Annotated in this window: 17 protein-coding genes, 2 tRNA genes and 1 pseudogene; 9 read left to right on the forward strand and 11 right to left on the reverse strand. The window is 65.2% G+C overall.

What is annotated here, in order from left to right; genetic code table 11:
- Window positions 1-15: 15 nt before the first annotated feature.
- On the reverse strand, window positions 16-1,152 hold the full coding sequence (locus ACFR99_RS18575) for a thiolase family protein (RefSeq protein ID WP_390290670.1): 1,137 nt from the start codon (window positions 1,150-1,152) through the stop codon (window positions 16-18).
- Window positions 1,153-1,334: 182 nt separating this feature from the next.
- Between ACFR99_RS18575 and ACFR99_RS18580 the strand changes: the two genes are divergently transcribed.
- The 3 genes from ACFR99_RS18580 to ACFR99_RS18590 all read left to right on the forward strand — a co-directional run bounded on the left by ACFR99_RS18580 (window position 1,335) and on the right by ACFR99_RS18590 (window position 4,836).
- Window positions 1,335-1,988, forward strand: coding sequence for a DUF5806 family protein (locus tag ACFR99_RS18580; RefSeq protein WP_390290672.1), 654 nt, complete (start codon window positions 1,335-1,337; stop codon window positions 1,986-1,988).
- Window positions 1,989-2,082: 94 nt separating this feature from the next.
- Window positions 2,083-3,555 (forward strand): aldehyde dehydrogenase family protein, encoded by a 1,473-nt coding sequence (locus ACFR99_RS18585; RefSeq protein WP_390290675.1) that lies wholly within the window; start codon window positions 2,083-2,085, stop codon window positions 3,553-3,555.
- Between the two features lie 123 nt (window positions 3,556-3,678).
- On the forward strand, window positions 3,679-4,836 hold the full coding sequence (locus ACFR99_RS18590; RefSeq protein WP_390290678.1) for an MFS transporter: 1,158 nt from the start codon (window positions 3,679-3,681) through the stop codon (window positions 4,834-4,836).
- Between the two features lie 343 nt (window positions 4,837-5,179).
- Here the strand turns inward: ACFR99_RS18590 and ACFR99_RS18595 are convergent.
- From ACFR99_RS18595 to ACFR99_RS18610, 4 genes are all read right to left on the reverse strand, one after another.
- Window positions 5,180-5,263 (reverse strand) — tRNA-Leu (locus ACFR99_RS18595).
- 66 nt (window positions 5,264-5,329) lie between these two features.
- A complete protein-coding gene (locus ACFR99_RS18600) occupies window positions 5,330-5,668 on the reverse strand; it encodes a ferredoxin (protein WP_390290679.1) in 339 nt (112 codons plus the stop codon).
- A gap of 62 nt (window positions 5,669-5,730) precedes the next feature.
- Window positions 5,731-6,681: an oxidoreductase gene (locus tag ACFR99_RS18605; RefSeq protein ID WP_390290682.1), complete on the reverse strand. Its 951-nt coding sequence runs from the start codon at window positions 6,679-6,681 to the stop codon at window positions 5,731-5,733.
- A 113-nt stretch (window positions 6,682-6,794) separates the two neighbouring features.
- Window positions 6,795-7,313, reverse strand: a complete 519-nt coding sequence (locus ACFR99_RS18610; protein WP_390290685.1) for a peptidylprolyl isomerase — start codon at window positions 7,311-7,313, stop codon at window positions 6,795-6,797.
- A 126-nt stretch (window positions 7,314-7,439) separates the two neighbouring features.
- Here ACFR99_RS18610 and ACFR99_RS18615 point away from each other — a divergent pair, with 126 nt between their 5' ends.
- The gene (locus tag ACFR99_RS18615; RefSeq protein WP_390290688.1) at window positions 7,440-8,423 is read left to right on the forward strand and encodes a succinylglutamate desuccinylase/aspartoacylase family protein; all 984 of its coding nucleotides are present in this window, start codon (window positions 7,440-7,442) and stop codon (window positions 8,421-8,423) included.
- Between the two features lie 24 nt (window positions 8,424-8,447).
- Here the strand turns inward: ACFR99_RS18615 and ACFR99_RS18620 are convergent, their stop codons facing one another.
- The 3 genes and pseudogenes from ACFR99_RS18620 to ACFR99_RS18630 form a co-directional block, all read right to left on the reverse strand.
- Window positions 8,448-9,698: an acyl-CoA dehydrogenase family protein gene (locus tag ACFR99_RS18620; RefSeq protein WP_390290691.1), complete on the reverse strand. Its 1,251-nt coding sequence runs from the start codon at window positions 9,696-9,698 to the stop codon at window positions 8,448-8,450.
- A 57-nt stretch (window positions 9,699-9,755) separates the two neighbouring features.
- Window positions 9,756-10,919: a CaiB/BaiF CoA transferase family protein gene (locus ACFR99_RS18625; protein ID WP_390290694.1), complete on the reverse strand. Its 1,164-nt coding sequence runs from the start codon at window positions 10,917-10,919 to the stop codon at window positions 9,756-9,758.
- Window positions 10,920-11,005: 86 nt separating this feature from the next.
- Window positions 11,006-12,077 (reverse strand): annotated as a pseudogene (locus tag ACFR99_RS18630) (anthranilate phosphoribosyltransferase).
- Window positions 12,078-12,344: 267 nt separating this feature from the next.
- Between ACFR99_RS18630 and ACFR99_RS18635 the strand changes: the two are divergent.
- Together ACFR99_RS18635 and ahbB are read left to right on the forward strand one after the other, a co-directional pair.
- The gene (locus tag ACFR99_RS18635; protein WP_390290696.1) at window positions 12,345-13,391 is read left to right on the forward strand and encodes a GIDE domain-containing protein; all 1,047 of its coding nucleotides are present in this window, start codon (window positions 12,345-12,347) and stop codon (window positions 13,389-13,391) included.
- A gap of 51 nt (window positions 13,392-13,442) precedes the next feature.
- Complete coding sequence (ahbB, locus tag ACFR99_RS18640) at window positions 13,443-14,483, forward strand: siroheme decarboxylase subunit beta (protein WP_390290699.1); 1,041 nt, start codon at window positions 13,443-13,445, stop codon at window positions 14,481-14,483.
- A 331-nt stretch (window positions 14,484-14,814) separates the two neighbouring features.
- Here the strand turns inward: ahbB and ACFR99_RS18645 are convergent, their stop codons facing one another.
- The gene (locus ACFR99_RS18645; protein WP_390290703.1) at window positions 14,815-17,898 is read right to left on the reverse strand and encodes an FAD-binding and (Fe-S)-binding domain-containing protein; all 3,084 of its coding nucleotides are present in this window, start codon (window positions 17,896-17,898) and stop codon (window positions 14,815-14,817) included.
- Between the two features lie 421 nt (window positions 17,899-18,319).
- Between ACFR99_RS18645 and ACFR99_RS18650 the strand changes: the two genes are divergently transcribed.
- Both ACFR99_RS18650 and ACFR99_RS18655 read left to right on the forward strand, forming a co-directional pair.
- Window positions 18,320-19,489, forward strand: a complete 1,170-nt coding sequence (locus ACFR99_RS18650; RefSeq protein WP_390290706.1) for an acyl-CoA dehydrogenase family protein — start codon at window positions 18,320-18,322, stop codon at window positions 19,487-19,489.
- 74 nt (window positions 19,490-19,563) lie between these two features.
- Entirely contained in the window at window positions 19,564-19,923 is a 360-nt protein-coding gene (locus ACFR99_RS18655; RefSeq protein WP_390290709.1) for a hypothetical protein, read from the forward strand.
- A 176-nt stretch (window positions 19,924-20,099) separates the two neighbouring features.
- On the opposite strand, the gene ACFR99_RS18660 is transcribed toward ACFR99_RS18655, so the two are convergent.
- Together ACFR99_RS18660 and ACFR99_RS18665 are read right to left on the reverse strand one after the other, a co-directional pair.
- Window positions 20,100-20,173, reverse strand: a tRNA-Ile gene (locus tag ACFR99_RS18660).
- Window positions 20,174-20,249: 76 nt separating this feature from the next.
- Window positions 20,250-20,837, reverse strand: coding sequence for an FxsA family protein (locus ACFR99_RS18665; RefSeq protein ID WP_390290712.1), 588 nt, complete (start codon window positions 20,835-20,837; stop codon window positions 20,250-20,252).
- Between the two features lie 148 nt (window positions 20,838-20,985).
- Between ACFR99_RS18665 and ACFR99_RS18670 the strand changes: the two genes are divergently transcribed.
- Window positions 20,986-22,626: a DUF255 domain-containing protein gene (locus ACFR99_RS18670; RefSeq protein WP_390290715.1), complete on the forward strand. Its 1,641-nt coding sequence runs from the start codon at window positions 20,986-20,988 to the stop codon at window positions 22,624-22,626.
- The last annotated feature ends 5 nt before the right edge of the window (window positions 22,627-22,631 follow it).

The raw sequence follows: 22,631 nt of genomic DNA on the forward strand, positions 1-22,631 counted from the left end.
CCCTGGCCAATCGTCTTAGTTGACCTCGAACTCGATCGCCGCACCTTGTCCGAAGCCGACACACAGCGTCGCCAACCCGAGGCCGCCGCCGCGTTTCCGGAGTTCGTTGATCAGCGTGACCGGCAGGCGGGCACCCGAGGCCCCAAGCGGATGGCCGATCGCGATCGCGCCGCCGTTGACGTTGAAGATCTCGGGGTCGATACCCAGTTCGTCACGGGAGTACACTGCCTGGCTGGCGAAGGCCTCGTTGAGTTCCACTAGGTCGTACTCGTCGATGTCGCGACCGTTTCGCTCGAGCAGGCCCCGTGTCGCCGGGACCGGACCGATCCCCATCACGGTGGGGTCGACGCCGGCGACGTTGTTCATGCCGACTTCAGCCATGATCTCGAGGTCGTGTTCCTCGGCGAAGGATTTGCTCGTGACGAGCACGGCGGCAGCCCCGTCGGAGATCTGGGAGGCGTTGCCGGGCGTGACGGTCCCGTCGGATTTGAAGACGGTCGGCAGCTCGGCGAGCGTCTCGGGGGTCGTGCCGGGGCGGAGTCCCTCGTCTTCGGTGATGGTTCCGGAATCGGTTTCGATCGGAACGATCTCGTCGTCGAAGCGGCCCTCCTCGGTGGCGTCGACCGCGCGTTGCTGGCTGCGGGCGGCGTACTCGTCCTGTTGCTCGCGGCTGATATCGTACTCTTCGGCGACCTTCTCGGCGGTCATTCCCATCTGGAGTTCGCCAACGTTGTAGAGTTCGGCCATCCGCGGGTGGATGTTGCCCATGTTCTCTCCCATCGGGACGCGGCTCATGTTCTCGACGCCGCCGGCGATGATGGCCTCGCGGTTGCCGGCCGCGATGGCGTCGGACGCGGAGATAATCGCCTGCATCGAGGAGGCACACCACCGGTTGATCGTCGCCGCCGGCACGTCTTCGCCCAGCTCCGAAAGCAAGGCGATGACGCGGGCGACGTTGTTCCCCTGCTCGTCGCGTTGCTGTGCACACCCCCACATCAGGTCGTCGATCTCGTCGCTCGAGAGGCCCGTTTCCGCGAGGATCTCGTCGATCAGCGGGACCGAGAGGTCTTCGCTGCGGACGTCGGCGAATACGCCGTCTTCTTTCCCCTGTGGTGTTCGGACCGCTTTCACGACGACTGGTGTCTGTGACATGGACTACCGAATGTCCCACATGCCCTTAAACCCGGTCGAACTCGAGTTCCTATGAAAGTCGTTTACGGCCACTTGGTGCCTGCTTGGTCCGATTTTCGACGGAATCGACGCGGATCGTCGCCACCGACTCGCCTACCCCCTCGAGAACAACTCTTATCTCGAGTTGTTGGTAATACGCGGACATGGACGAGGACGGAGCGAACGCTGCTCGAGTCGATGGCGACACGGAACCGGGTGCCGACGACGCGGGAGCCGCCGACACCGACGGCCCCGATGCGACCAGCGATGGGTCGATGCCAGGCGTTCCGGACCCCGATCCCCAGGAGAACGACGTGCCCGATGACGTCCAGAAGTACGCCCGCTTCAAGAAGATGGACGGCGCCCAGTACGACCGGGTCAACGACTTCCTGCGCGACCGAACTTACATTACGGCCCGCGAGTGGGCTATCGCCCGCCTCTGTTCCGACTTCCGGACCGAGACCGGCGTCGAGATGACCAAGATCGGCGAGAACCTGCCCGACCTCGTTCCCTTCATGACCGACACCTACACCCCGCAGGCGGTCAACCAGGCCCGCGCGTCCTTCGAGGAGAAAGTCCGGATGGCCGGCGCGACGTTCCTCTACGGCGCGATGTGTGATTTCTTCACCGCCGAAGAACTCGACGACGTGATGTACGAGGCCACCGAGGTCGCCAAGTTCCTCCTCGAGGTCGAGGGCGTCGACCTCTCCGTCGAGGACGAACTCGAGGCCGAAGAGCGCATTTCGAGCGTCATGCGCGAGGTGCGCGAAGCCAGCGCGGAGCTCAGAGCGGAGGACATCGCCGAAACCGACGAGTAGCGCCACGCTGGCGCCGTTCGAACCGCCGGCGGGCCACCGCTCGTTGCAGGTGCGCGTCTGCTCTTTTTGCTCGCTCGAGCGGTAGGCCGGCCGCATGACCGATCTTCCCCTGACACCCGACGACGGCTGGGAGTCACTGTATCTGGCCGGCGAGTGGACCGATGTCGGCGACCGGGACGTGATCTCCGACGAAAATCCATACACACGCGAGGCAATCGCGACCGTCCCGGCGGGCACCGAGGACGACGTCGACGCGGCCTACGAGGCCGCAGCCGAGGCACAGGAACGGTGGTCCGCCCAGCCCCCGCAGGCTCGAGCGGGCGCGATCACCGCCGCGCTCGAGTTCGTCGGCGACCACCGCGCGGAGATCGCCGAGTTGCTGGCCGTCGAGTCCGGCAGCACGCAGGTCAAGTGCGAGATCGAACTCGAGACCGCCCGCGGCATCATGCAACAGGCGGCGAGCTACCCGTTCCGGATGGACGGCCAGCACATGGAGTCGATCACGCCAGGCAAGGAGAACGTCGCCGAACGGGTGCCCGTCGGCGTCGTCGGCGTCATCTCGCCGTGGAACTTCCCGTTGCACCTTTCGATGCGAGCGGTCGCGCCGGCGATCGCGGCCGGCAACGCGGTCGTTCTCAAGCCGGCCTCGAACACGCCGATCACGGGCGGCCTGCTCCTCGCACGGATCTTCGAGGCGGCCGGCGTCCCGGAGGGGCTCATCAACGTCGTCCCTGGCCGCGGCTCCGAGATCGGCGATGCGGTTGCCGGCCACGAGATCCCACGGGTGATCGCCTTCACCGGCTCGACCGAGGTCGGCCGGCGCGTCGCCGAGCAGGCCGCCGGCACCTGCGCGCTGCCAGCCCTCGAACTCGGCGGGAACAACGTCCACGTCGTCACCGACGACGCCGACCTCGAGCGGGCTGTCGACGGCGGCGTCTTCGGTTCCTTCCTCCACCAGGGCCAGATCTGCATCTCGATCAACCGTCACCTCGTCCACGAGGATGTCTACGACGACTACGTCGACGCGCTCGCCGACCGGGCTGCCTCGCTGCCGACCGGCGACCCGCGAGCCGAGGAGACGATCGTCGGCCCCATCATTGACGAGGGCCAGCGCGATCAGATCCTCGAGTACGTCGAGGGGTCGGTCGACGACGGTGCGACCATCGAGACTGGCGGCGACCACGATGGGCTGGTCGTCGAGCCGACGGTCCTCTCGAACGTCGACAACGACATGGCCGCGGCCTGTAACGAACACTTCGGCCCCGTCGCGCCAGTGATCCCCTTCTCGAGCGTCGACGAGGCGATCGCCCTCGCTAACGACACGATCCACGGGCTCTCGGGGTCCGTTCACAGCGATAATCTCGAGCAGGCCCGACGGATCGCCGATGGGATCGACACGGGAATGATTCACATCAACGACCAGCCGGTCAACGACGAACCTCACGTCCCATTCGGCGGGATGAAACAGTCCGGCATCGGTCGGTACAACGGCGAGCAGATCCTCGAGGAGGTGACGACGACCAAGTGGCGCTCGGTTCAGCACGAGCCACGCGAGTACCCGTTCTGAGGTCGAAAACCGGGCGACGACACGGGTCGATGATCGCCGCCGCGTCCCAGCGGCTCGCTGATTCCGTTCGCGACGGTCCACCGGTTTCGCAACGTTTGATAGCCGCTGCCAGCAATACCGTACGTGTCCCGCGCTCGCCTCTTCGGGTCTCTCTGTGGCCTCGTCTTTCTGCTCAATCTCGCCCGGATCGTCTTCGCGCCGCTTCTGGACGTATTCATCGCCGAGTTCGCAATCGGCGAGGCGACCGCTGGGCTCATCGCGACGCTGGTGTGGGTCGGGAGCGCGTCCCTGCGACTCCCGACCGGGTGGGTGCTCACGAAGGTCCCGAGACACCGCGTCGTCGTCGCTTCGGGTATCGTACTCGCAGCCTCTTCGGCGTTCGCCGCGACCGCGACGACGGTTCCGCATCTCATGGCCGGCGCCTTTCTCATGGGCGTCGCCTCCGGCATCTACTTCGTCTCGGCGAACCCGCTTCTGAGCGAACTCTATCCGTCCCGCGTCGGCCGCGTCATGGGCATCCACGGGGCGGCCAGCCAGCTCGCCGCGGTGATCGCCGCACCGTTCGTCGCACTCTCGTTGCTCGTCGACTGGCGGCTCGCGCTGTGGGTGATCGCCGCCGGCGCGGCGCTCGGGACGGCTTACACCTGGATCGCTGCGAAAGGAACCGAGATGCCGACGGCGGGGCGTGCGGATCGGCAGTTCGTCGCCGGCGCACTCTCGGAGTGGCGTATCATCGTCACCGCGCTGGCACTCGTCGGCGCGGCCGTGTTCGTCTGGCAGGGCGTGTTCAACTTCTACGAACTCTACATGCAATCGAAAGGGCTCTCCGACCGAACGGCAGGCACGATGCTCACGCTCGTCTTCGCCGCCGGCGTGCCGGCGTTTTACGTCGGTGGCGATCTGGCCGACCGGTTCCCGCACGTCCCGTATCTGCTCGGCATCGTCGGGACGTTCGCCGCGTGTCTGGTCGCGCTGACGCTCGTTGAGGGCCTGTTCGCGCTGGTCGTGCTCACCGCCCTTCTCGGGTTCGTCGTCCACGCGCTGTTTCCGGCCGCGGACACGTATCTCCTCGATACGCTCCCCGATTCGACGCGGGGCAGCGCGTACGCCGTGTTCAGCTCCGTCTGGATGCTGACACAGTCGCTTGGCTCCTGGACCGTCGGGCTGATCCTCGAGCGCGGCTACGCCTACGACGCTGTGTTTGCCACCGCCGCGCTTTGCCTCGGCGTCTCGGTAATCGGCCTCGCCATCCTCGAGCGAGCCGGACGGCTGCCGAGCTGAGGGCTCTCAACCATCCGTTTCATACGGACTCCTGTCAGTCATTTCCGGCGCATCCGCGACCCGTCCTGTGGATGCGCCGGTACATCGGTACAGCAGACCGTATCAGGACCAGGTCGCAGATCGATGGCGAACGCGATACATCTGCAGCGACAGCCGGGGCCAATGTCGGTCACTCACCGGTAACGGTTCGATCGCTGTCGCTCGAGGACTCCTCGAGACACGTTGGGAGGGCTGGGATTTGAACCACGCGAAGACGGTCGCTCTCGCTTCGCTCGAGCGCTGCGACTTCTCTAGTTCAAATCCCGCGTCTTACACTCGTCACTCACGGATCGTTCGTGACGAGTGCGAGGGCTGGGATTTGAACCCAGGGACCCCTACGGGAGCGGGTCTTAAGCCCACCGCCGTTGGCCTGCTTGGCTACCCTCGCACAGAAGGCAGTCAGTCGTTGTCCCGGGGTGGGGATGTGCGTTTCGGTGTGCGCTCGAGCCGAGATTTACCAGTCGACACTCAGCGTACCGTCGCCGTGGGGATCGGGCGCGATCTCCTCGTCGGTGCGGCGGTCGACGACGTGGATACAGCCGTCGTCTTTCTTCGCGGGACAGACTTCCGCGGCGCGGACGTTGTGCTCGAGATCTTCCTCGCCGATGAAGTATTCCGCCGGCTGGGCCATGCCGGAGGCGATTGACATCTCCCAGTTGTCGCTGACTTCGGCGCATTTGCCCGCGCCGAAGCACTTGTTGGCCTCGAAGATGATCTTGTAGGGTTTTTCGTCGATCGGTGGCGCGTCGCTCGAGCCGACGTCGCTGGCGCGCTGAATGCCGTCGTCGCTCATTGGATCATAGTTCGACCGAGCCGTCTTTCGCGTTACGGTTAGCGCGAGTGAGGCGGGACGGCTTACGCTGAGGCCTGGGCTTTTGGCCTCGGCAGGTCGTACGTGACGCCAGTCAACTCCCTCGAGACGGCCCACAGCCGACGGGCCGTCTCCTCGTCGTACGAACGCTCCGAGGAGGCCTGTCGCTCGGGTGTCCCGCGCATGTTCATGACGCCGCCTGGGCCGTAGTATGCGCCACCCTCGGCGTCCGGTGCGGTCGCGGCGTACAGCGTCGGCAGCGAGCCCATTGCGGCCGGCTGGGCGAGGACCGTGTTCATGACCCACATCGCGGCCTTCCGGAGGCGGCTACCGCGCTGTTCGGGGCCGCGGAACTGCAACTGCGTGTTCGCATAGCCCGGATGGACGGCGATGCTCTTGGCGTTTGCATCCGCCGTTCGCAGGCGGCGCTCGAGTTCGTACGCAAACAGGACGTTCGCCAGCTTCGACTGGGCGTAGGCGTCCCACGGGTCGTAGGACTGCTCGCCGTGGAGGTCGTCGAAGTCGATCTCGCCGCGTTCGTGGATGCCGCTCGAGACGGTGACGATCCGCGAGTCGGATGCCTTCTCGAGCCCCAGAGTCTCGAGCAGCAGCCCGGTGAGCGCGAAGTGACCGAGGTGATTGACGCCGAACTGGGTTTCGAAGCCGTCCGCGGTCTCCGAGCGCGGGATCGCCATGACGCCCGCGTTATTGATCAGGACGTCTACCTCCTCGTCGCCGAGTCGGTCGGCGAACGCGCGAACGGACTCGAGATCCCCGAGATCGCACTCCTCGACGCGCAGGTCGGCAGTAGGTACCATATCGCGAACGTCTCGTGCCGCGTCCTGACCGCGTTCGGTGCTTCGGCAGGCCATAATCACCGTCGCGCCGTTGCGTGCGAGTTCGCGGGTGGTCTCGAGGCCGATGCCGCTGTTCGCGCCCGTGACGACGATCCGTTGGCCGTCCTGATCCGGGATGTCGTCGGCTGTCCAGCCCATATGTCCGGTATGCTATCTTGGACCTAAATGCGTGTGCCAGTCATCCCGCTTTGTACTTGTGTCATCGGCGCTACTCGAGCACCGGTCAAAACAGTGACCGTCGGCGGTCCTCGTTACTCGTAGTCGACCGAGACCGACTCGAGGACGACGTCCTCTTTCGGGCGGTCGTTGGCATCAGTGTCGACGCTGCCGATCTCGTGGACGACGTCCATCCCGTCGATTACCTTGCCGAAGACGGAGTGGCGGCCGTCGAGGTGGGGCTGGGCGTCGAGCGTGATGAAGAACTGCGAGCCGTTGGTGTCGGGGCCGGAGTTAGCCATGCTCAGGATGCCCTCGTCGTCGTGGCGCAGTTCGTCGTGGAACTCGTCGTCGAACTGGTAGCCGGGGCCGCCGCGGCCGGTCTCGGTCGGGTCGCCGCCCTGGATCATGAAGCCCTCGATGACGCGGTGGAACGCGACATCGTCGTACAGCGGCTCGCCCTCGACTTCCTCACCAGTCTCAGGGTCGGTCCAGGTCTTGCCGCCGGTCGCGAGGCCGACGAAGTTGTCGACGGTCCGCGGTGCGCGTTCGTCGTAGAGTTCGACCTCGATATCGCCTTTGTTCGTGTGCAGGGTCGCAGTAACGTCTCCCATACGTCGGGGTCGACGGGACGACTGAAAACGATAGTGGTCTCGCGTCGCGGTCGCCGGTGCGGTGGGTGTGGGTCGCCGTCGACTCGCGGCCGCAGGTACATACCCCCAGCCGTGGAACAGCCAGCCATGAGCGACGGCGCGCACACGGCAGCCCAGGTCACGCTCGCTCGACTGCCGTCGGGCGTGAAACTGACGACGACGGTCCACACCTATCGGGGCGCCGAGCCAGGACCGACGCTGTACGTGCAGGCGGCCCAGCACGGCCGCGAGATCAATGGAACGGAAGTGCTCCGACGGTTTCACGAGCGCCTGCCCCTCGAGTCGCTGGCGGGGACCGTGATCGCCGTTCCCGTCGCGAACCCGCTGACGTTCGATCGCGTCTCCTACACGACGCCGGAGCCGTTCGACAGCGTCAACCCGAACATGAATCGGATCTGGCCGGGCGACGACGACGGGACCCTCCACCAGCGCATGGCTGCCCGCCTCTGGGAGTACGTCACGGCGGCCGACGCCGTCGTCGATCTCCATACGGGGAGCCCCGACATGCTCCCCCACGTCGTCTACAGCGCGGGCGACGACCGCTCTCGGTCACTCGCCGAAGCCTTCGGAACCGACCTCCTGCTGGCCGAACAGACGGGCGACGATGCCACCGACGAGTGGTCCCGACGCGATTTCGACGGCAAGCTCCGGGTCACCGCCGTCGACGAAGGAATCCCCGCGATCACGCCCGAACTCGGCCACAACAAGCAGATCCTCGAGAGGGTCGTCGCCGACGGCGTCGCGGGCCTGCTCGACGTCTGTCGCCAGCTCGGGCTCCTTCCCGGCACGGTTCCCACACGCGAGCAGACCGTTGCCCGGAATCACGCCGGGCAGGTCACCGCCACCGAGTCCGGGCTGTTCCGGCCGAACCCGACGCTCGAGGTGGGTGATGTGATCGAGGCGAGGACGTCGATCGGGACGGTCTATCAGCCGACGACGTACGAACCACTCCAGGAGGCGTCCGTCGACCGCGGCGGCGTGCTCTCTGCGCTCACCAGGGAAGCGACCGTGACCGCTGGCGACCAACTCGCGAACGTGGCGCTGGTCGACGACGAGCACTCGATCACGTGACGGTGGCTCACTCGGCCGAACCCGCTACTCGTCGAGCGCATCGATCCGCAGGTCCTCGTCGAAGCGGAGCGCGCCGTCGACCTCGCACTCGTCGACGTCGTCGAAGGCCCAGCGCGCGATCGTGCGGCGATGAACTTCGTCGGCGCCGTCGACGATGCGAAACGCCCGCACGTCCTCGTAGAAGTGTGCCAGTGGCAGATCCTTGCCGATCCCGTTGCCGCCACAGCACTGGACCGCGAGATCGATGGTTTCGTTGGTGACGGTCGCCGTATACAGCTTGGCCATCGCGACCTCGACGCGCGCGTCGCTGTCGTCGAGTTCGCGGGCCGCGTGTCGGACCATCGTCCGCGCGGCGTGGAGTTCGGTTTCGGCCTGTGCGATTCGATGGCGTAACGCCTGTTTGTTCGCGAGCGTCGCGTCGAAACCCTCGCGCTGACTGAGATAGGCCTTGGCGATCTCGAGCGATCGCTTTGCCATCCCGGCGTAGCGCATACAGTGGGTCAGTCGGCCGCCGCCGAGTCGGCGCTGGGCGATCCGAAAGCCCTGGCCTTCCTCACCGATCGTGTTCTCGACGGGGACGCGGACGTCGTCGAACTTCACTTCGGCGTGACCACCCTCGCGGTCGGTGATGCCGTGACCGCCCAGATGGGGGATGTTCCGCACCACCTCGACGCCGTCGGCCGTCCGCGGGACGAGGATGATCGAGGTCCCCTCGTACGGGTGGGCGTCCAGGTCGGTCCGCACCATCACGAGATAGAAGTCGGCGTTCAGGCCGTCGGTGGTCCACCATTTGTGGGCGTTGATGACCCACTCGTCACCGTCTTTGATCGCGGTGCTCTGGAGCATCTTCGGGTCCGACCCGCCACCCTGCATCGGCTCGGTCATCGCAAACGCAGAGGTGCGGTCACCCTGAACGAGCGGACGGAGCCACTCCGCTTTCTGGTCGTCGGTACCGGCGAACTCGAGCGTGTGCATGTTCCCCTCCTGAGGCGCGTTCGCGCGGATCGCCAGCGGGCCGATCAGCGAGCGGCCGACCTGCTCGAAGGCGGGCAGCATGTCCCGGAAATTCAGTCCCTGCCCACCGTACTCCTCGAGGACCTGCGGTGCGAACAGATCACGGTCCCTGGCTTGCTCCCAGAGGTCGTGAATCTCGTCGGTCGTGACTGTCTCGCCGGTGCTGAGTGCCTCCCGCTCTCGCGGGATGACGACCTCGTCGATGAAGTCCTCGACGCGACTCGCAACCGCCGTCGCTCGCTCGGAGTCATGATAGTCCATACCACTCACGATCGGATACAGCAGTGTAAAGCTATACCGTCCGACACCAATAGCGGTTCAGCGGATGACGCCCGCGTCGCGCAGGTCGGCTCGTTGTGCCTCGTCGTAGCCCACCGACGCGAGCAGGTCGTCGGTGTGCTCGCCGTGCGCCGGGAGCGACTCGTCGTGGCTCTCGGGTGCGTCCGATCCCGCGGCCGGAAATCCGACCCGCGGAGGTGCATCGTCCGGTCGTTCGACCAGTCCGCGGGCCTCCAACTGCCGATCGTCCAGCGCCTCGGCTGGCGTATACACCGGGCCGACGGCCGTCTCGTCGCTCAGCGTCTCGAGCCACTCGTCCCGCGAGCGACTCGCGAACAGGGCCTCGAGTTCCTCGCGGACGGCTTTCAGTTCGGCCGGATCGTCGCTGCCGTGGACATCGAGGAAGTCCTCGCGACCGACTTCCTCACAGAAGGCAACCCAGAACTTCTCCTCGAGCGCTGCAAACGTTACGTATTGTCCATCAGCAGTTTCGTAGACATCGTACCAGGGGTACTGTCCAGTGTACGGCGTTTCGCCCGGCCGCGGCTCGTCGCCGGTGAGCGCCTCGTAGGCGATCGCCTGCGAGAAGGAAGCGACCACGTCGGTCATGGCGACGTCGACGTACTCCCCGCCGTTGCCGAGTTCACGCGAGAGCAGGCCACCGACGACGCTGAACGCCGCGAACAGGCCACCGCCGAAGTCACCGATCTGGTAGCCTGGAATCTGTGGCGGTGCCGACTCGTCCTCGCGGGTCATATCGAGCAACCCGGCGACGCCGACGTAGTTGAGGTCGTGACCCGCACGATCAGCGTACGGACCGGTCTGGCCGTAGCCCGACAGCGAGCAGTAGACCAGCTCGTCGTTGTACTCGGTCAGTGTCTCGTAGTCGATCTCGAGGCGGTCGACGACGCCCGGCCGGAACCCCTCGATGACGACGTCTGCCGTCTCGACCAGCCGGTAGAACGCGGTCCGACCTTCCGGAGACTTGAGGTCGAGTGCGACGCTTCGCTTGCCGCGATTGACACTGTCGAACAGCGCGCCGACGTCACGGTCGGTCAACGGCGGTAGCTGTCTGGCGTAATCGCCCGTGTCGGTGTCTTCGACTTTGACCACGTCGGCACCCGCGTCGGCGAGCAGTTGCGTCGCGTACGGCCCTGGGAGAAGTCGAGTCAGGTCAAGAACCTGAACCGAATCGAGTTGCATGGTCCCACGTGACCGTCCGATTGCAAAAGCCTACTGCCAGTGCTGGTTCGATGGCCCCGATCCGGTCGACCGGTGCCGTCTCCCGGTCAGTACGCCTGTAGCTCCTCGAGGACGGCCTGGGCGCTGCCGTCGGCGATGACCTCACGGGCCTGCTCGAGTCCTTCGTCCAGGCTGTCGACGTCCTGGCGGGCGTACATCCGGAACGCGCCGTTGAGTGCGATCGCGTCGGCGAAGTGGTCCTCGCGCTCGCCGGCGAGGACGGCTTCGGTGATCGCCGCGGAGTCGGCTGCCACGTCGTCGACGGCGAGATCGTCGCGTTCCATCTCCATGCCGTACTCGGCGGTCTCGATCTCGTAGTCGTCGAAGGACTCGTTGCCGTCGGCTCCCGCTTCGTCCCACTCGGCCACCTTCGTGTAGCCGGGGCGGATGTCGTCGTAGCCTTCCATTCCCTGGAAGAAGATCGCCCGGGAGTAGTCGAGTCGGTCGCTCTCCTTGATGAGATCGGTCAGCTTCTTCGCGAACGCGAGGTGGTAGAACGAGCCCAGGTGGACGTCGGCGTTCGCGGGGTTGGCGACGGTCTCGATCGTGTTGACGAAGGTTCGGACGCCCATCTCGTCGCGGCGTTCGAAGAGGTCGTCGACGCCGGGGTTGAACGCGGGTTGGTAGTAGAAGCCGAAGCCAGTCTCGTCGACCATGTCGGCGCTTTCTTCGGGCTCGAGCTCGGTCCGGATGCCGAGTTCGTCGAGGACGTGTTTGTACGCCGTGGCCTTCTGGGAGGGGACGTAGTCGCCGGAGTGGACGACGACCGGCGTACCCGCGGCGGGGGGGNNCGACGCCGAGGATGGCGGACGTGTCCTTCCCGTCGTAGTTCGCGCCGCAGTCGACCGGATCGCAGTCGGGTTCGGCGGTCACGACCGACTCCTCGCGCATGACGTCGGTGTACGCCGCCAGTTCCTCTGGGTTGTTGCGCTTCCAGCGGTTGGCCAGCCAGAACGCGCCGAGGGTGGTCTCCTCGGGCTCGCCCGCGAGAATCCGCTGGAACGCCTCGCGAGCCTGCGCGGGGCTCATGTCGTCGGCCGACTTGGGACCCGAACCGATGACCTCCGTCATCAGGCGTTTCAACGGCCATTCGCCGAACGTCTGGGATGCCTTCGCCATGTGCGGCCGTTAGGAGGGATGGCGCAAAAACCCCGCGTTTCTGTCACCAGAACCCCGATCAAATGCCGGATCCGAAGATCGTATTCCGGGTGGCCGCGAGCGGCCAAACGAAAGACCGGCACGAACAGCAATAGCGGCGGGAGCCGTCATCGTTGTTACGCGGTTCCGAATCAGTCGATTTCGTCGCGGTTCTCACAATCGCTGTCGAACGACTGTCATTCTTCACTGACCGATATATTTTCTTACTAGTACTCGTAGTTTCATCTCGTGACCGACGGACCCGTGCCGATCGAGACGCTCGATTTGCTTCTACTCGGCTTCTTCGCCGTCGTCTCGCTGTTTTTGCTTGTCGCCATCCACTACATGCCCAGTGCCGAACTCGACCGGCTTGAACGGGACGACGGCCTCGACCGGTGGTCGGTCTGGATACTCTGTGTCGTCAGTCTCTTCGTGCTATTCGTTCTCGTCGCGAGAATCGTTCCCACTGATCACAGTTCTCTCCAGTATATCCGCGCCCGATATTTCGGCTATGTCGGTGTCGGCATGTTCGTTACTGGCGTCTTCACACTTGGTCGAGCGATTGTCATGATCGGGCCTGCAAGACAGGTGTCCGAACTCGAGCGGATGCCGATCGGTGAGTTGACCGACGGTGGCGAGACGGGCGGAACCGACCCCGAGAACGACCACCCGATGCGAGAAGATTGTGATCACCTCGTCGCCCTCTCGGGCGAGGCTGTCGCGACCGACGGAACCGTCGAGGCACCGTTTACCGGCACCGAAGCGGTCGTTTACGAGAGTACCGTCTTCGAACCCTCCGACGACTACGGCGAGTCGAACGCCGATCCGCTGGACGAGTACGACTGGCGAGCAGCAAACCTGTTTTCCGATCGCGTCCCCTTCGCGATCGACGACGGGACGGGGCGGGTTCGAGTGGAACCAACAGGGGCAACCCTCGAACTGGACCAGTTGGATGTGTTCGAGGTCGCAGGTGACGAGCAAGCGCCCGAACGGATCGAGGCGATGTTTCTAGCGACGCAGGCGCTAAACGGAACGACCCGCCACCGCCGCTACGAAGAGGCGGCCCTCGCTCCCGGTGACCGTGTGTTGATCGTTGGTCGACTCGAGGACGGCACTGTTTCCGGCGGATCGGACGAGACGTGGACAGTCAGCCGGTCACCACCGTTCGTCATCACATCGAAGTCGCTCCCGAGGTTGCAGGACGAGTATCGGTTTCGTCTCGTAAGAGGCGCTCTTGGACTCTTCCTCTCCGCTACTGGTCTCTTCGTATACCTCCGAGCCAGCGGTGCAGTATAACGGTCATATCGACCCGAAAACGATAGGGCCTCCTTCTCCCTAGGGAAACCAATGAGTACCCTGTCGGGGAACTGGCGTGAGGCCATCGACGACGTGGACGCAGCGCTGATCGACGGCTACCAGAGCGGCTTCCCGGTCGAGGAACGGCCGTTCCGCCGGCTCGCTGCTGACCTCGAGATCGACGAATCGGAGGCACTCGAGCGCGTTCGCGCGCTCAAAGAGGCGGGGATCGTCCGTCGGTTCGGTGCCGTCCTCAATCCGCCGGTGATCGGCTCGTCGACGCTCGCCGCCGTCCAGGCGCCTGAAGATCGCTTCGACGAGATCGCAGCGATCATCAACGACTACCGGCAGGTCAACCACAACTACGCTCGCGACCACGAGTGGAACATGTGGTTCGTCGTCACCGCCGGCTCACAGCAGCGACGCGACGAAATTCTCGCCGAGATCGAGGCCGAAACCGGCTGTGAGGTCCTCAACCTGCCGATGCTGACCGACTACTACATCGACCTCGAGTTCCCCGTCGTCAACAGCGATCGGTTCGCACGCGAGTCGCTCGAAGATCGCACCGACTCGTCGGCGACCCGGATCAGTGAGTCAGCGACGGGTGATCTCTCCGCGCTCGAGGCGGATCTCTTGCTCGAGATCCAGGACGGCTTTCCGCTCTCGGCGACGCCGTATCGGGACATCGCCGAGAGCATCGGCTCCGACGTCGCGGACGTGCTCGAGGCCGTTTCCCGGCTGCTCGAGAACGGGTGTATCAAGCGGATCGGCTGTATCATCAACCACGTCGTGACGGGCTTCGACGCCAACTGTATGGTCGTCTGGGACGTCCCCGACGACCGACTCGACGAGTGGGGCGAGCGTGCGGGGGGACTGCCCTACGTGACGCTGTGTTATCACCGGCCGCGCAGACCCGACCAGGAGTGGCCCTACAACCTGTTTACGATGATCCACGGCCGCGATCCCGAGGCCGTCGACGAGAAAATCGACGAACTCGCGGCCGATTACCTCCCCGTCGACCACGAGCGACTCTACTCGACCGAGACACTGAAACAGACGGGTGCCCGGTACGAGGATCTGGTCGGTAACTAACGTCTGTGACACCGTCCGTGATCACTTCACGCGGCCGTTCGCTCGGCAGGGGTGGCCAGTACATGTATGCAATCAATATATATCAAATGATTTTGGAATAGCCTCTTTAAATCCGCGCTCCAACAGACGGGTTGCACCGCAAGGTGCGCCATGTGTGGGGACCGACCACCTGTTACCATTCGACCCCCCACATAGGGACTTCCGATTCCGGAAGCGTCTCCCCATTGGTCGACGACGATAATAAATGATTTCGCCCCTCGAGCGAGGTGTGTCGTCGAGGACGCGGCTTCCACCCTGCCTGTCGAGCGGTGCTGTCGTCGGAGCGACGGTGCTACCGTGGCCGCTCGAGCGCTTCCGCCACGACTTCGATCGGTGTCGGTGGCTCCGCGGATGCGCCGGAGCGGTTCTCGAGTTGGGTCCGACAGGAGGCACCCGGCGCGACGACGCGGTCGCCGTCGCTGTCGGCGACCTGCTCGTACAGGATCGAAGCGATGGCGTCGCTCATCGAAGCATGTTCGGCCTCGTAGCCGAAGGAGCCGGCCATCCCACAGCAGCCCGAATCGAGTGGGTCGACGGCGTAGCCTGCCCGTCGAAGCACGCCGACGGCGTGGTGATCCTTTGCGACCGATTTCTGGTGGCAGTGGCCGTGATAGACGAGGTGCTGCTGGACCGTCGCGGGGTCGAAGTCGATCTCTTCGTCCAGCCGGAACGTATCGATGTACTCACAGACGCCGTAGGTGGCATCGGCGACCGTTTCGGCCGCATCGGACGTGAGTAGGTCGAGGTAATCCGACTGGAACATGACCGCGTCGGAGGGCTCGATCACGACCACGTCCCGGCCGGCCCCCACCCGCGGCGCGAGCGTGGTCACGTTCTCGCGAGCTGCCGCCCGCGCTTTCTCGAGAAAGCCCTTCGAGAACGCCGGCCGACCGGTATCGCCCAGTTCGTCGGGGACAGTAACGTGGACGCCCGCGGCCTCGAGGACACGGACGGCCGCCTTCCCGGCCTCGGGATGGCTGTAGTTGGTGTAGGTGTCGGGATAGAGCACGACCTTGCGCTCGGCGTCGGCCTCGGCAACGCGCGCGCCGCCTCGCTCGTCGAACCAGTCGCGGAACGTCTCGGCGTGGAACGTCGGCAGCGACCGGCTCGCATCGATGCCGACGACGGCCTCGAGTAGCTTGCGGGCACCCGGCACCTTCGTCGCGACGTTGGAGACGGGGGCGAGTCGACTCCCCCACTTCGAGAGCGTCGCGACGTTGGCGAAGAGCCGATCTCGGAGTGTCGAGCCGTTGCGCTGGTGGTACTCGTGGGTAACCTCGGCTTTGAGTTTGGCCATGTCGACCTCGCTCGGGCAGTCGATCGAACACCCCTTACAGCCGATACAGAGGTCCATCACCTCCTCGACGAACTCGTCGGAAAAGGCTTCGTCGGGATCTAAGTCACCGCTCATGGCCTGTCGAAGCGCGTTCGCCCGGCCGCGGGTCGCCGTGATCTCCTCCCGGCTCGCGCGGTAGGTCGGACACATCACGCCGCCAGTGGTCGACTGCTCGCCGCGACAGCCGCCACAGCCGTGACAGAGTTCGACCATCCCCTGCATGCCGTTGTCGTTGTCCCACTGGAGGGTGGGTTCGAAGCCCGCCTCGAAGTCGTAGTCGGGATCGAATCGGAGGTGCTCCCGCAGATCGGTGGGGTCGTCCTCGCGGAAGACGACCTGGCCCGGATTGAGGAGCCAGTCGGGGTCGAAGGCGGTCTTGAGGTCCTGGAAGGTTTCCCAGAGCTCGTCGCCGTAGAGTTTGTGATTCCACTGCGTGCGGGCGCGACCGTCGCCGTGTTCGCCCGAGACCGACCCGTCCAGCTCGACCACGAGGTCCGTCACGTCGTCGGCGATTCCGTGGAGTTGCTCGAGGCCGGTTTCCGTCTTCGTGTTCACGAGCGGCCGGACGTGGAGCACGCCAGGGCCGGCGTGCGCATAGAACGTGGCATAGGTGTCATGAGCCTCGAGGATTTCTTCGAACCTCTCGACGAACTCGGGGAGCCGTGCCGGCGGGATCGCGGTGTCCTCGATGAAGGAGATATGCTTCGCGTCGGTCGTCCGCGAGAGCAAGATTGGGAGGCCGGACTTGCGGAGTTTCCAGAGCTTCGCGCGTTCGGCCTCGTCGTAGGCCTCGAGCCCCTCGATCGCGAGTGCCTCGGCGTCGCTTCGTGGGGCGTCGTCGGCCGGCTCCCCGGCCGGCGTCGCCGACGGCACGCGGTCGGCGAGCAGGCCGGCGACCTGTTCTTTGCCGTGGTCGTCGTCTTCGGCGTAGAACTCGACGAGAAGAACGGCGTTCGTTCCCTCGGGCAGGATCTCCGTGACGGGGCCGAACTCCGCGGTGTCGCGTGCCAGATCGATCAACACGTCGTCGAGCACTTCGACTGCCGCGGGGTCGTGTTCGAGGATCGGCTCGACATCGCGCATCGCCTCGTGGAGATCGGGATAGCAGAGCAAGGTGACGGCCTTCGTCTCGGGAATTGGCTCGAGCGAGACCGTCGCCTCGGTGACGACCGCCAGGGTGCCCTCGCTGCCAGCCAGCAGGCGCGCGAGGTTGACGGTGCCGGGCTCGCCGGTTGCCTCGCCGCCCGGCAGGTCCTCACCCCGTGCTTCGGCGACGAGCCGATCGAGGTTGTAACCCGAGACATTGCGCTTGAGGTCGGGATAGGCGTCTTCGATGCGGTCTGCCTCTTCGTCGAGAATTCGCTCGACTTCGGCGTAGATCCGCCACTCGAGGTCGCCATCGGGATCGGCCCGCTCGCTGAGTTCCTCGAGGGTCACCTCGCCGAAGCGGGTAACGGTACCGTCGGCGAGGACGGCTTCGACTTCCTCGATGTAGGCGTCGGTCTTACCGTATTTCAGCGAGTGTGCGCCCGTCGAGTTGTTGCCGATCGCACCACCGACGGCGCTTTTGTCACGCCACGCGGGGTCGGGCGCGAATTTGAGATCGTGCGGAGCCAGCGCTTCGTTCAGCGTGCCCACGATCGTCCCGGACTGGACCGTCGCAGTGTGGTCGTCGGGATCGACCGAGAGGATGTCGTTCATGTGCCGGGTGAAATCCAGCACGACGGCCCGGTTGACCGTCTGTCCGGCGAGACTCGTCCCGCCACCCCGCGGGAGCACTGGGATCTCGCGTTCGGCACAGTACTCGAGGATTCCCGCCACGTCGGCCGTCGATTCGGGGAAGGCGACGGCGATCGGGGTCACTTCGTAGGCGCTCGCGTCGGTTGCGTACAGTTCGCGAGAGTAGGAGTCGGCTCGGACCTCACAGTCGACGAGCCGTTCGATATCTGCGACCAGTGCCGGGCGGTCGACGTCGTCGCTCCGGTAGTCGTAGTTCGCTCGCCGGTCGGCGGCCGGGTCGGCGCTCGGCTCCAAAGACATACGTCACCCTTGCGCAGGGGTCACAAAAAGAACCCGCATTACCCCACCGTTCGACCGGTACTGCGGGTACTCGCTCGTCTCGAGGTACGGTGTTGGTCGCTCGTGCTGCGGGACGGAATGGTCGGGCGGGCGGTGGATCGTGGACCGCCCAGCCGGCGCGCGCGTTCGGTTACTGGGGGGTGACCGAGTTGGGGTGTGATCGAGTGAAAAGTGGCCCCGTCCGTTTTCCACGCGCGCCCCCGGGGCCGCCGTCCACTGTCTTGAACGGCACTTGCCGGTACTCGAGCCGTGGAAACAAATGATGTGCCTAACTAGTGAGGTGGCGATCAGTACGGCTTCCTGTCCGTAGCGCCCTCGCGCTCGGAAATACGTCGCCTCCGTGACCGGAACCCCTATACTGCTCATTCGGGACGTAGCACGTATGCTGGATTTCGTACAGCTCGAGGCCGACCTCGGGCAGGAAGAGCAACTCGTCCGCGATACGGCGCGAGAGTTCGTCGCGGACCACGTACGACCCGACATCGGCAACCACTTCGAGAACGGGACGTTCCCAACGGATCTTATCCCGAAGATGGGAGAACTGGGGTTTTATGCGCCGAACCTCGAGGGATACGGTTCGCCGAACGTCTCGGAGACGGCCTACGGGCTGTTGATGCAGGAACTCGAGGCCGGCGACTCCGGGGTCCGCTCGATGGCCTCGGTACAGGGGGCACTCGTGATGTATCCGATCCACGCCTACGGCAGCGAAGCGCAAAAGGCAGAGTGGCTACCGGTCCTGGGTGAGGGCGAGGCAATCGGCTGTTTCGGGCTCACCGAACCCGAACACGGCTCGAACCCGTCGGCGATGGAGACTCGAGCGGAGCGCGACAGCGATGGCGACGGCTACGTGCTGAACGGGTCGAAGACGTGGATCACCAACGCCCCGATCGCCGACGTCGCCGTCGTCTGGGCGCGTGACCGCTCGAGCGCAGACGATCCCGTCCGCGGGTTCCTCGTCGAGACCGACCGCGACGGCGTGACGACGCCCGAAATCGACGGCAAACTCTCGATGCGAGCGTCGATCACGGGCGAAATCGGACTGAACGACGTCTTCGTACCCGAGGAGAACGTCTTACCCGGCGTCTCGGGTATGAAGGGACCGCTGTCCTGTCTCACGCAGGCCCGGTACGGTATCGCCTGGGGTGCGGTCGGCGCAGCACGGGATTGCTTCGAGGCGGCCCGCGAGTACGCCACCGAGCGCGAACAGTTCGGCGGTCCGATCGGTCGATTTCAACTCCAACAGGGAAAACTCGCGGAGATGGCCACCCAGATCACGCTCGGCCAGTTGCTGGCCTATCGACTCGCCGACCTCAAAGAACGCGGAGACCTCCGGCCACAGCACGTCTCGATGGCCAAACGCAACAACGTCCGCATGGCCCGCGAGCAGTCCCGCGTCGCCCGCGAGATGCTCGGCGGCAACGGCATTACGACCGACTACTCGCCGATGCGCCACCTCGCAAACCTCGAGACGGTCTACACCTACGAGGGAACCCACGACATTCACACGCTGATTCTCGGCGAGGACCTGACCGGACTCCAGGCCTACCAGTAGTTCGCATGAGGACGGTTGACACGCCCATAATCCGCAAGTAGTACGTCTATTCCTGCTGGCGCCCGTGAATCAGTATGATCGGCGTCACCGAACTCGAGAGCCAACTGGACCCACCAGGGACCCCCGGACTCAGGGCTGCGTTCGTCGGGGCCTGGTTCGTCGATCTCGTTGCAACGCTCCTCTTTTTCACCGTGCCATACGCAGACGAACTAAACCCCGTCACGGTCTTTTTCCACGATGTCTTCGGATTCGTCGGCGTCGTCATCGCTGCCGTCAGTTACGCTGCGTTCGTGGTCGGCATCGGTCACCTACTCTCGAGGCCGCTCGACACCGGGTTCGTGGCCCTCATGGCGGGTCTCTATGCCCTTTTCGCGAGCAACAACGTCGTCTTGCTCATCTCACGTGAATCGTTACTGACGCTGCTCGTCCTGTAATCGAGCGCCCGTCACGACCGATTCTGATTTCCGACGGCGGATGGCGTCGTCCAACGAAACCGGCCGTTCCGTCCCCGTCATAACACGCATCTGCCGACCGTGAACTCGGCCAGCAAGAGGCGTGACAACGTCAGAATCTATATGCGCGGCTTACGAGTTTGTTCGCCGGAGAAGTATGGGCCAACTCGGATTTGAACCGAGAGCCTCCACCTTATCAGAGTGGCGCTCAACCTAATTGAGCTATTGGCCCGCGTCGCGTTCTTCGCATTCAGTAGTTGCTCGGTGGAACGTTTAAGCGTTTCTTTCTGGAAGACCTGTGAGAACCGCTACCGGGCGAAGGGATCGTCGTCGCGATCGTCCGTCTGCTCGTCGCCGAAGTCGATCGTATACGAGTCCTCGCTGTCGTCGCTATCGACGCTGTAGTCCTCGGTGCCGAGGTCGTACGTGCCATCGGCAGCCGAACCGCTTTGCTCTCGAGCCGTCTCCGCGTCGGGGAAGCCGAACGTCCAGACGTTCCCGCTGGCGAACCCGCCGGTTTTCTTGTCCGCGTAGGGCACGATCACGAAGCGTTTGAGCGCCGCCCGGATCGGGAGTCGCGTCACTGGCACGGCCAGCAGGAAGCCGATGGCGTCGGTCACCAGCCCGGGTGTTAGCAGGAACGCGCCGGCGGCGATCAGCAGGCCGCCGTCGAGCAGTTCGTTGGTCGGCGGCTCGCCTTGTGCCATCGACCGTTGCATCTTTCGGAGCGTTCGCCGCCCTTCGGCCCGCACGAGGAGCATGCCGACCAGTCCCGTCAGGACCACTAGCAGCACCATCCCGACCCAGCTGAGGAAGCCAAACTGGGTGACGATCACCGCGAGCAACACGGCGTCGAGAAACGGGATGAGCAACAGCGCGAAGATCCACCGAAGCATACCCCGCTCTAGCCGCCGAAGGCTCAAAGTCCTTTACTCTCGGCTCAGGGCGGACCGACTCGAGCCCGAACGTGACCCCACCGATGCGAGGCCACGGCAGCGCGTCAGCGAACGAAGGGCTTACCCCGGCGACTCGCCTGGCTCCGATATGGACGATCCAACGCGCGTCGAGTGGCGCGAGTGGGGCCAGGCGGCCTTCGACGAGGCGGCAGGGGCCGATATTCCGGTATTGCTCTCGCTGACTGCGACGTGGTGTGATCACTGCCACGAGATGGACGCCGAAACCTACGCGGAGCCTCGTATCGCGGCCAACGTCAACGACAGTTTCGTGCCCGTGCGAGTCGACGTCGACCGGCACCCGCGTGTCCGCGACCGATACAACATGGGCGGGTTCCCCTCGACGGTCTTTCTCGCACCAAACGGCGAGGTCCTGACCGGGGCAGGCTATCTGGGCCCCGATGGGATGCGCCAGGTCCTCGATAGCGTCCGGACGATGTGGCAAACGAAAGGCAGCGGTGCGGCACGCGTGCCCCGCCAACTCCGAGAGGACAACCCGCCGGCAGGCGAACTGACACCGGAAATCGAACAGGCCATGCTGGGCCAGCTCTCGGAAACGTACGACGAGACCGCCGGCGGCTGGGGCCAGGAGCCGAAGTTCCCACTGCCGGACGCCCTCGAGTTCGCGCTCAAACGCGACCGGGAGATGGCGCTACGGTCGTACGACGCCGTCAGCGCGAACCTGTTAGACGAGTACGAGGGCGGCTTCTACCGCTTCGCGACCGATCGCGACTGGTCGGGGCTCCAGCACGAGAAATTGCTCGACTCCAACGGCGCGCTCGTCCGGGCCTTTGCCAACGCCTACCTTCACACGGGCAAAGACGAGTACCGCGAGCCCGCCGAGCGCACGATCGACTACCTGACCGCGACGCTGTGGAACAGCGACGCCGATGCCTTCGCGAACAGTCAGGCCCCCGGCGAGGACGCTGCTCACGGTCTCGACGCGACCGACCGGGCGACCGCCGACGAGCCGCCGGTCGACGACGGCGTCTTCGCCGGCCCGAACGCGCTCGCGATCGAGGGGCTGTTGACCTACTATGCCTACACCGACGACGAGCGCGCTCGCCGGTACGCCGAACGGGCACTCGCGACCCTCCGCGAGGAACTGCTCGTCGACGGCGTCGTCGCACACACGCTCGAGAACGCGGCGAGCGACGACGATCCCGTCTGCCTGCTCACGAATCAGGCCCGCGCGCTGGCGGCGCTGACGACGGCCGCGAGCACGATCGACCCGTCCGTCCTCGCGGACGCGACGGCGATCGCCGACGCGACGATCGATCGCCTCCACGACGGGGACTCGTTCCTCGACGGCCCCGCCGACGGCGTCGGCCTGCTCGAGCGACCCCTGCGACCGCTCGATGCGAACGTCGCACTCGCCGATGGGCTGCTCGAGCTGGCCGTCCTCAGTGGCGAGGACCGCTACCGTGAGCGCGCTCGCGAGACGCTCGAGGCCTTTGCCGGGGCCAGCGATCGCTTCGGCGTCCAGGTTGCCCGCTACGCGACCGCAGTCTCCCGGCTGCTCGAGGGGCCGCTCGTGCTCCGCGTCGCTGCCGAACCCGGCTCGGACCTCCACCGCGCAGCACTCAGACTCGCGGACCACGAGAAGGTGGTCGTTCCCGATGTCGACGCCCTCGAGGCGGGAACGGCGCGGGTCGAACGCGGCGACCGCGTGTCAGATCCCGCCGAAACGCCCGAAGAGTTGAGCGAGCGCGTCCAGACCGTTCTCGACTGAGACGG

Origin of the sequence: Haloarchaeobius amylolyticus, assembly GCF_042678045.1 — an archaeon.
Taxonomy (GTDB): domain Archaea; phylum Halobacteriota; class Halobacteria; order Halobacteriales; family Natrialbaceae; genus Natrinema; species Natrinema amylolyticus_A.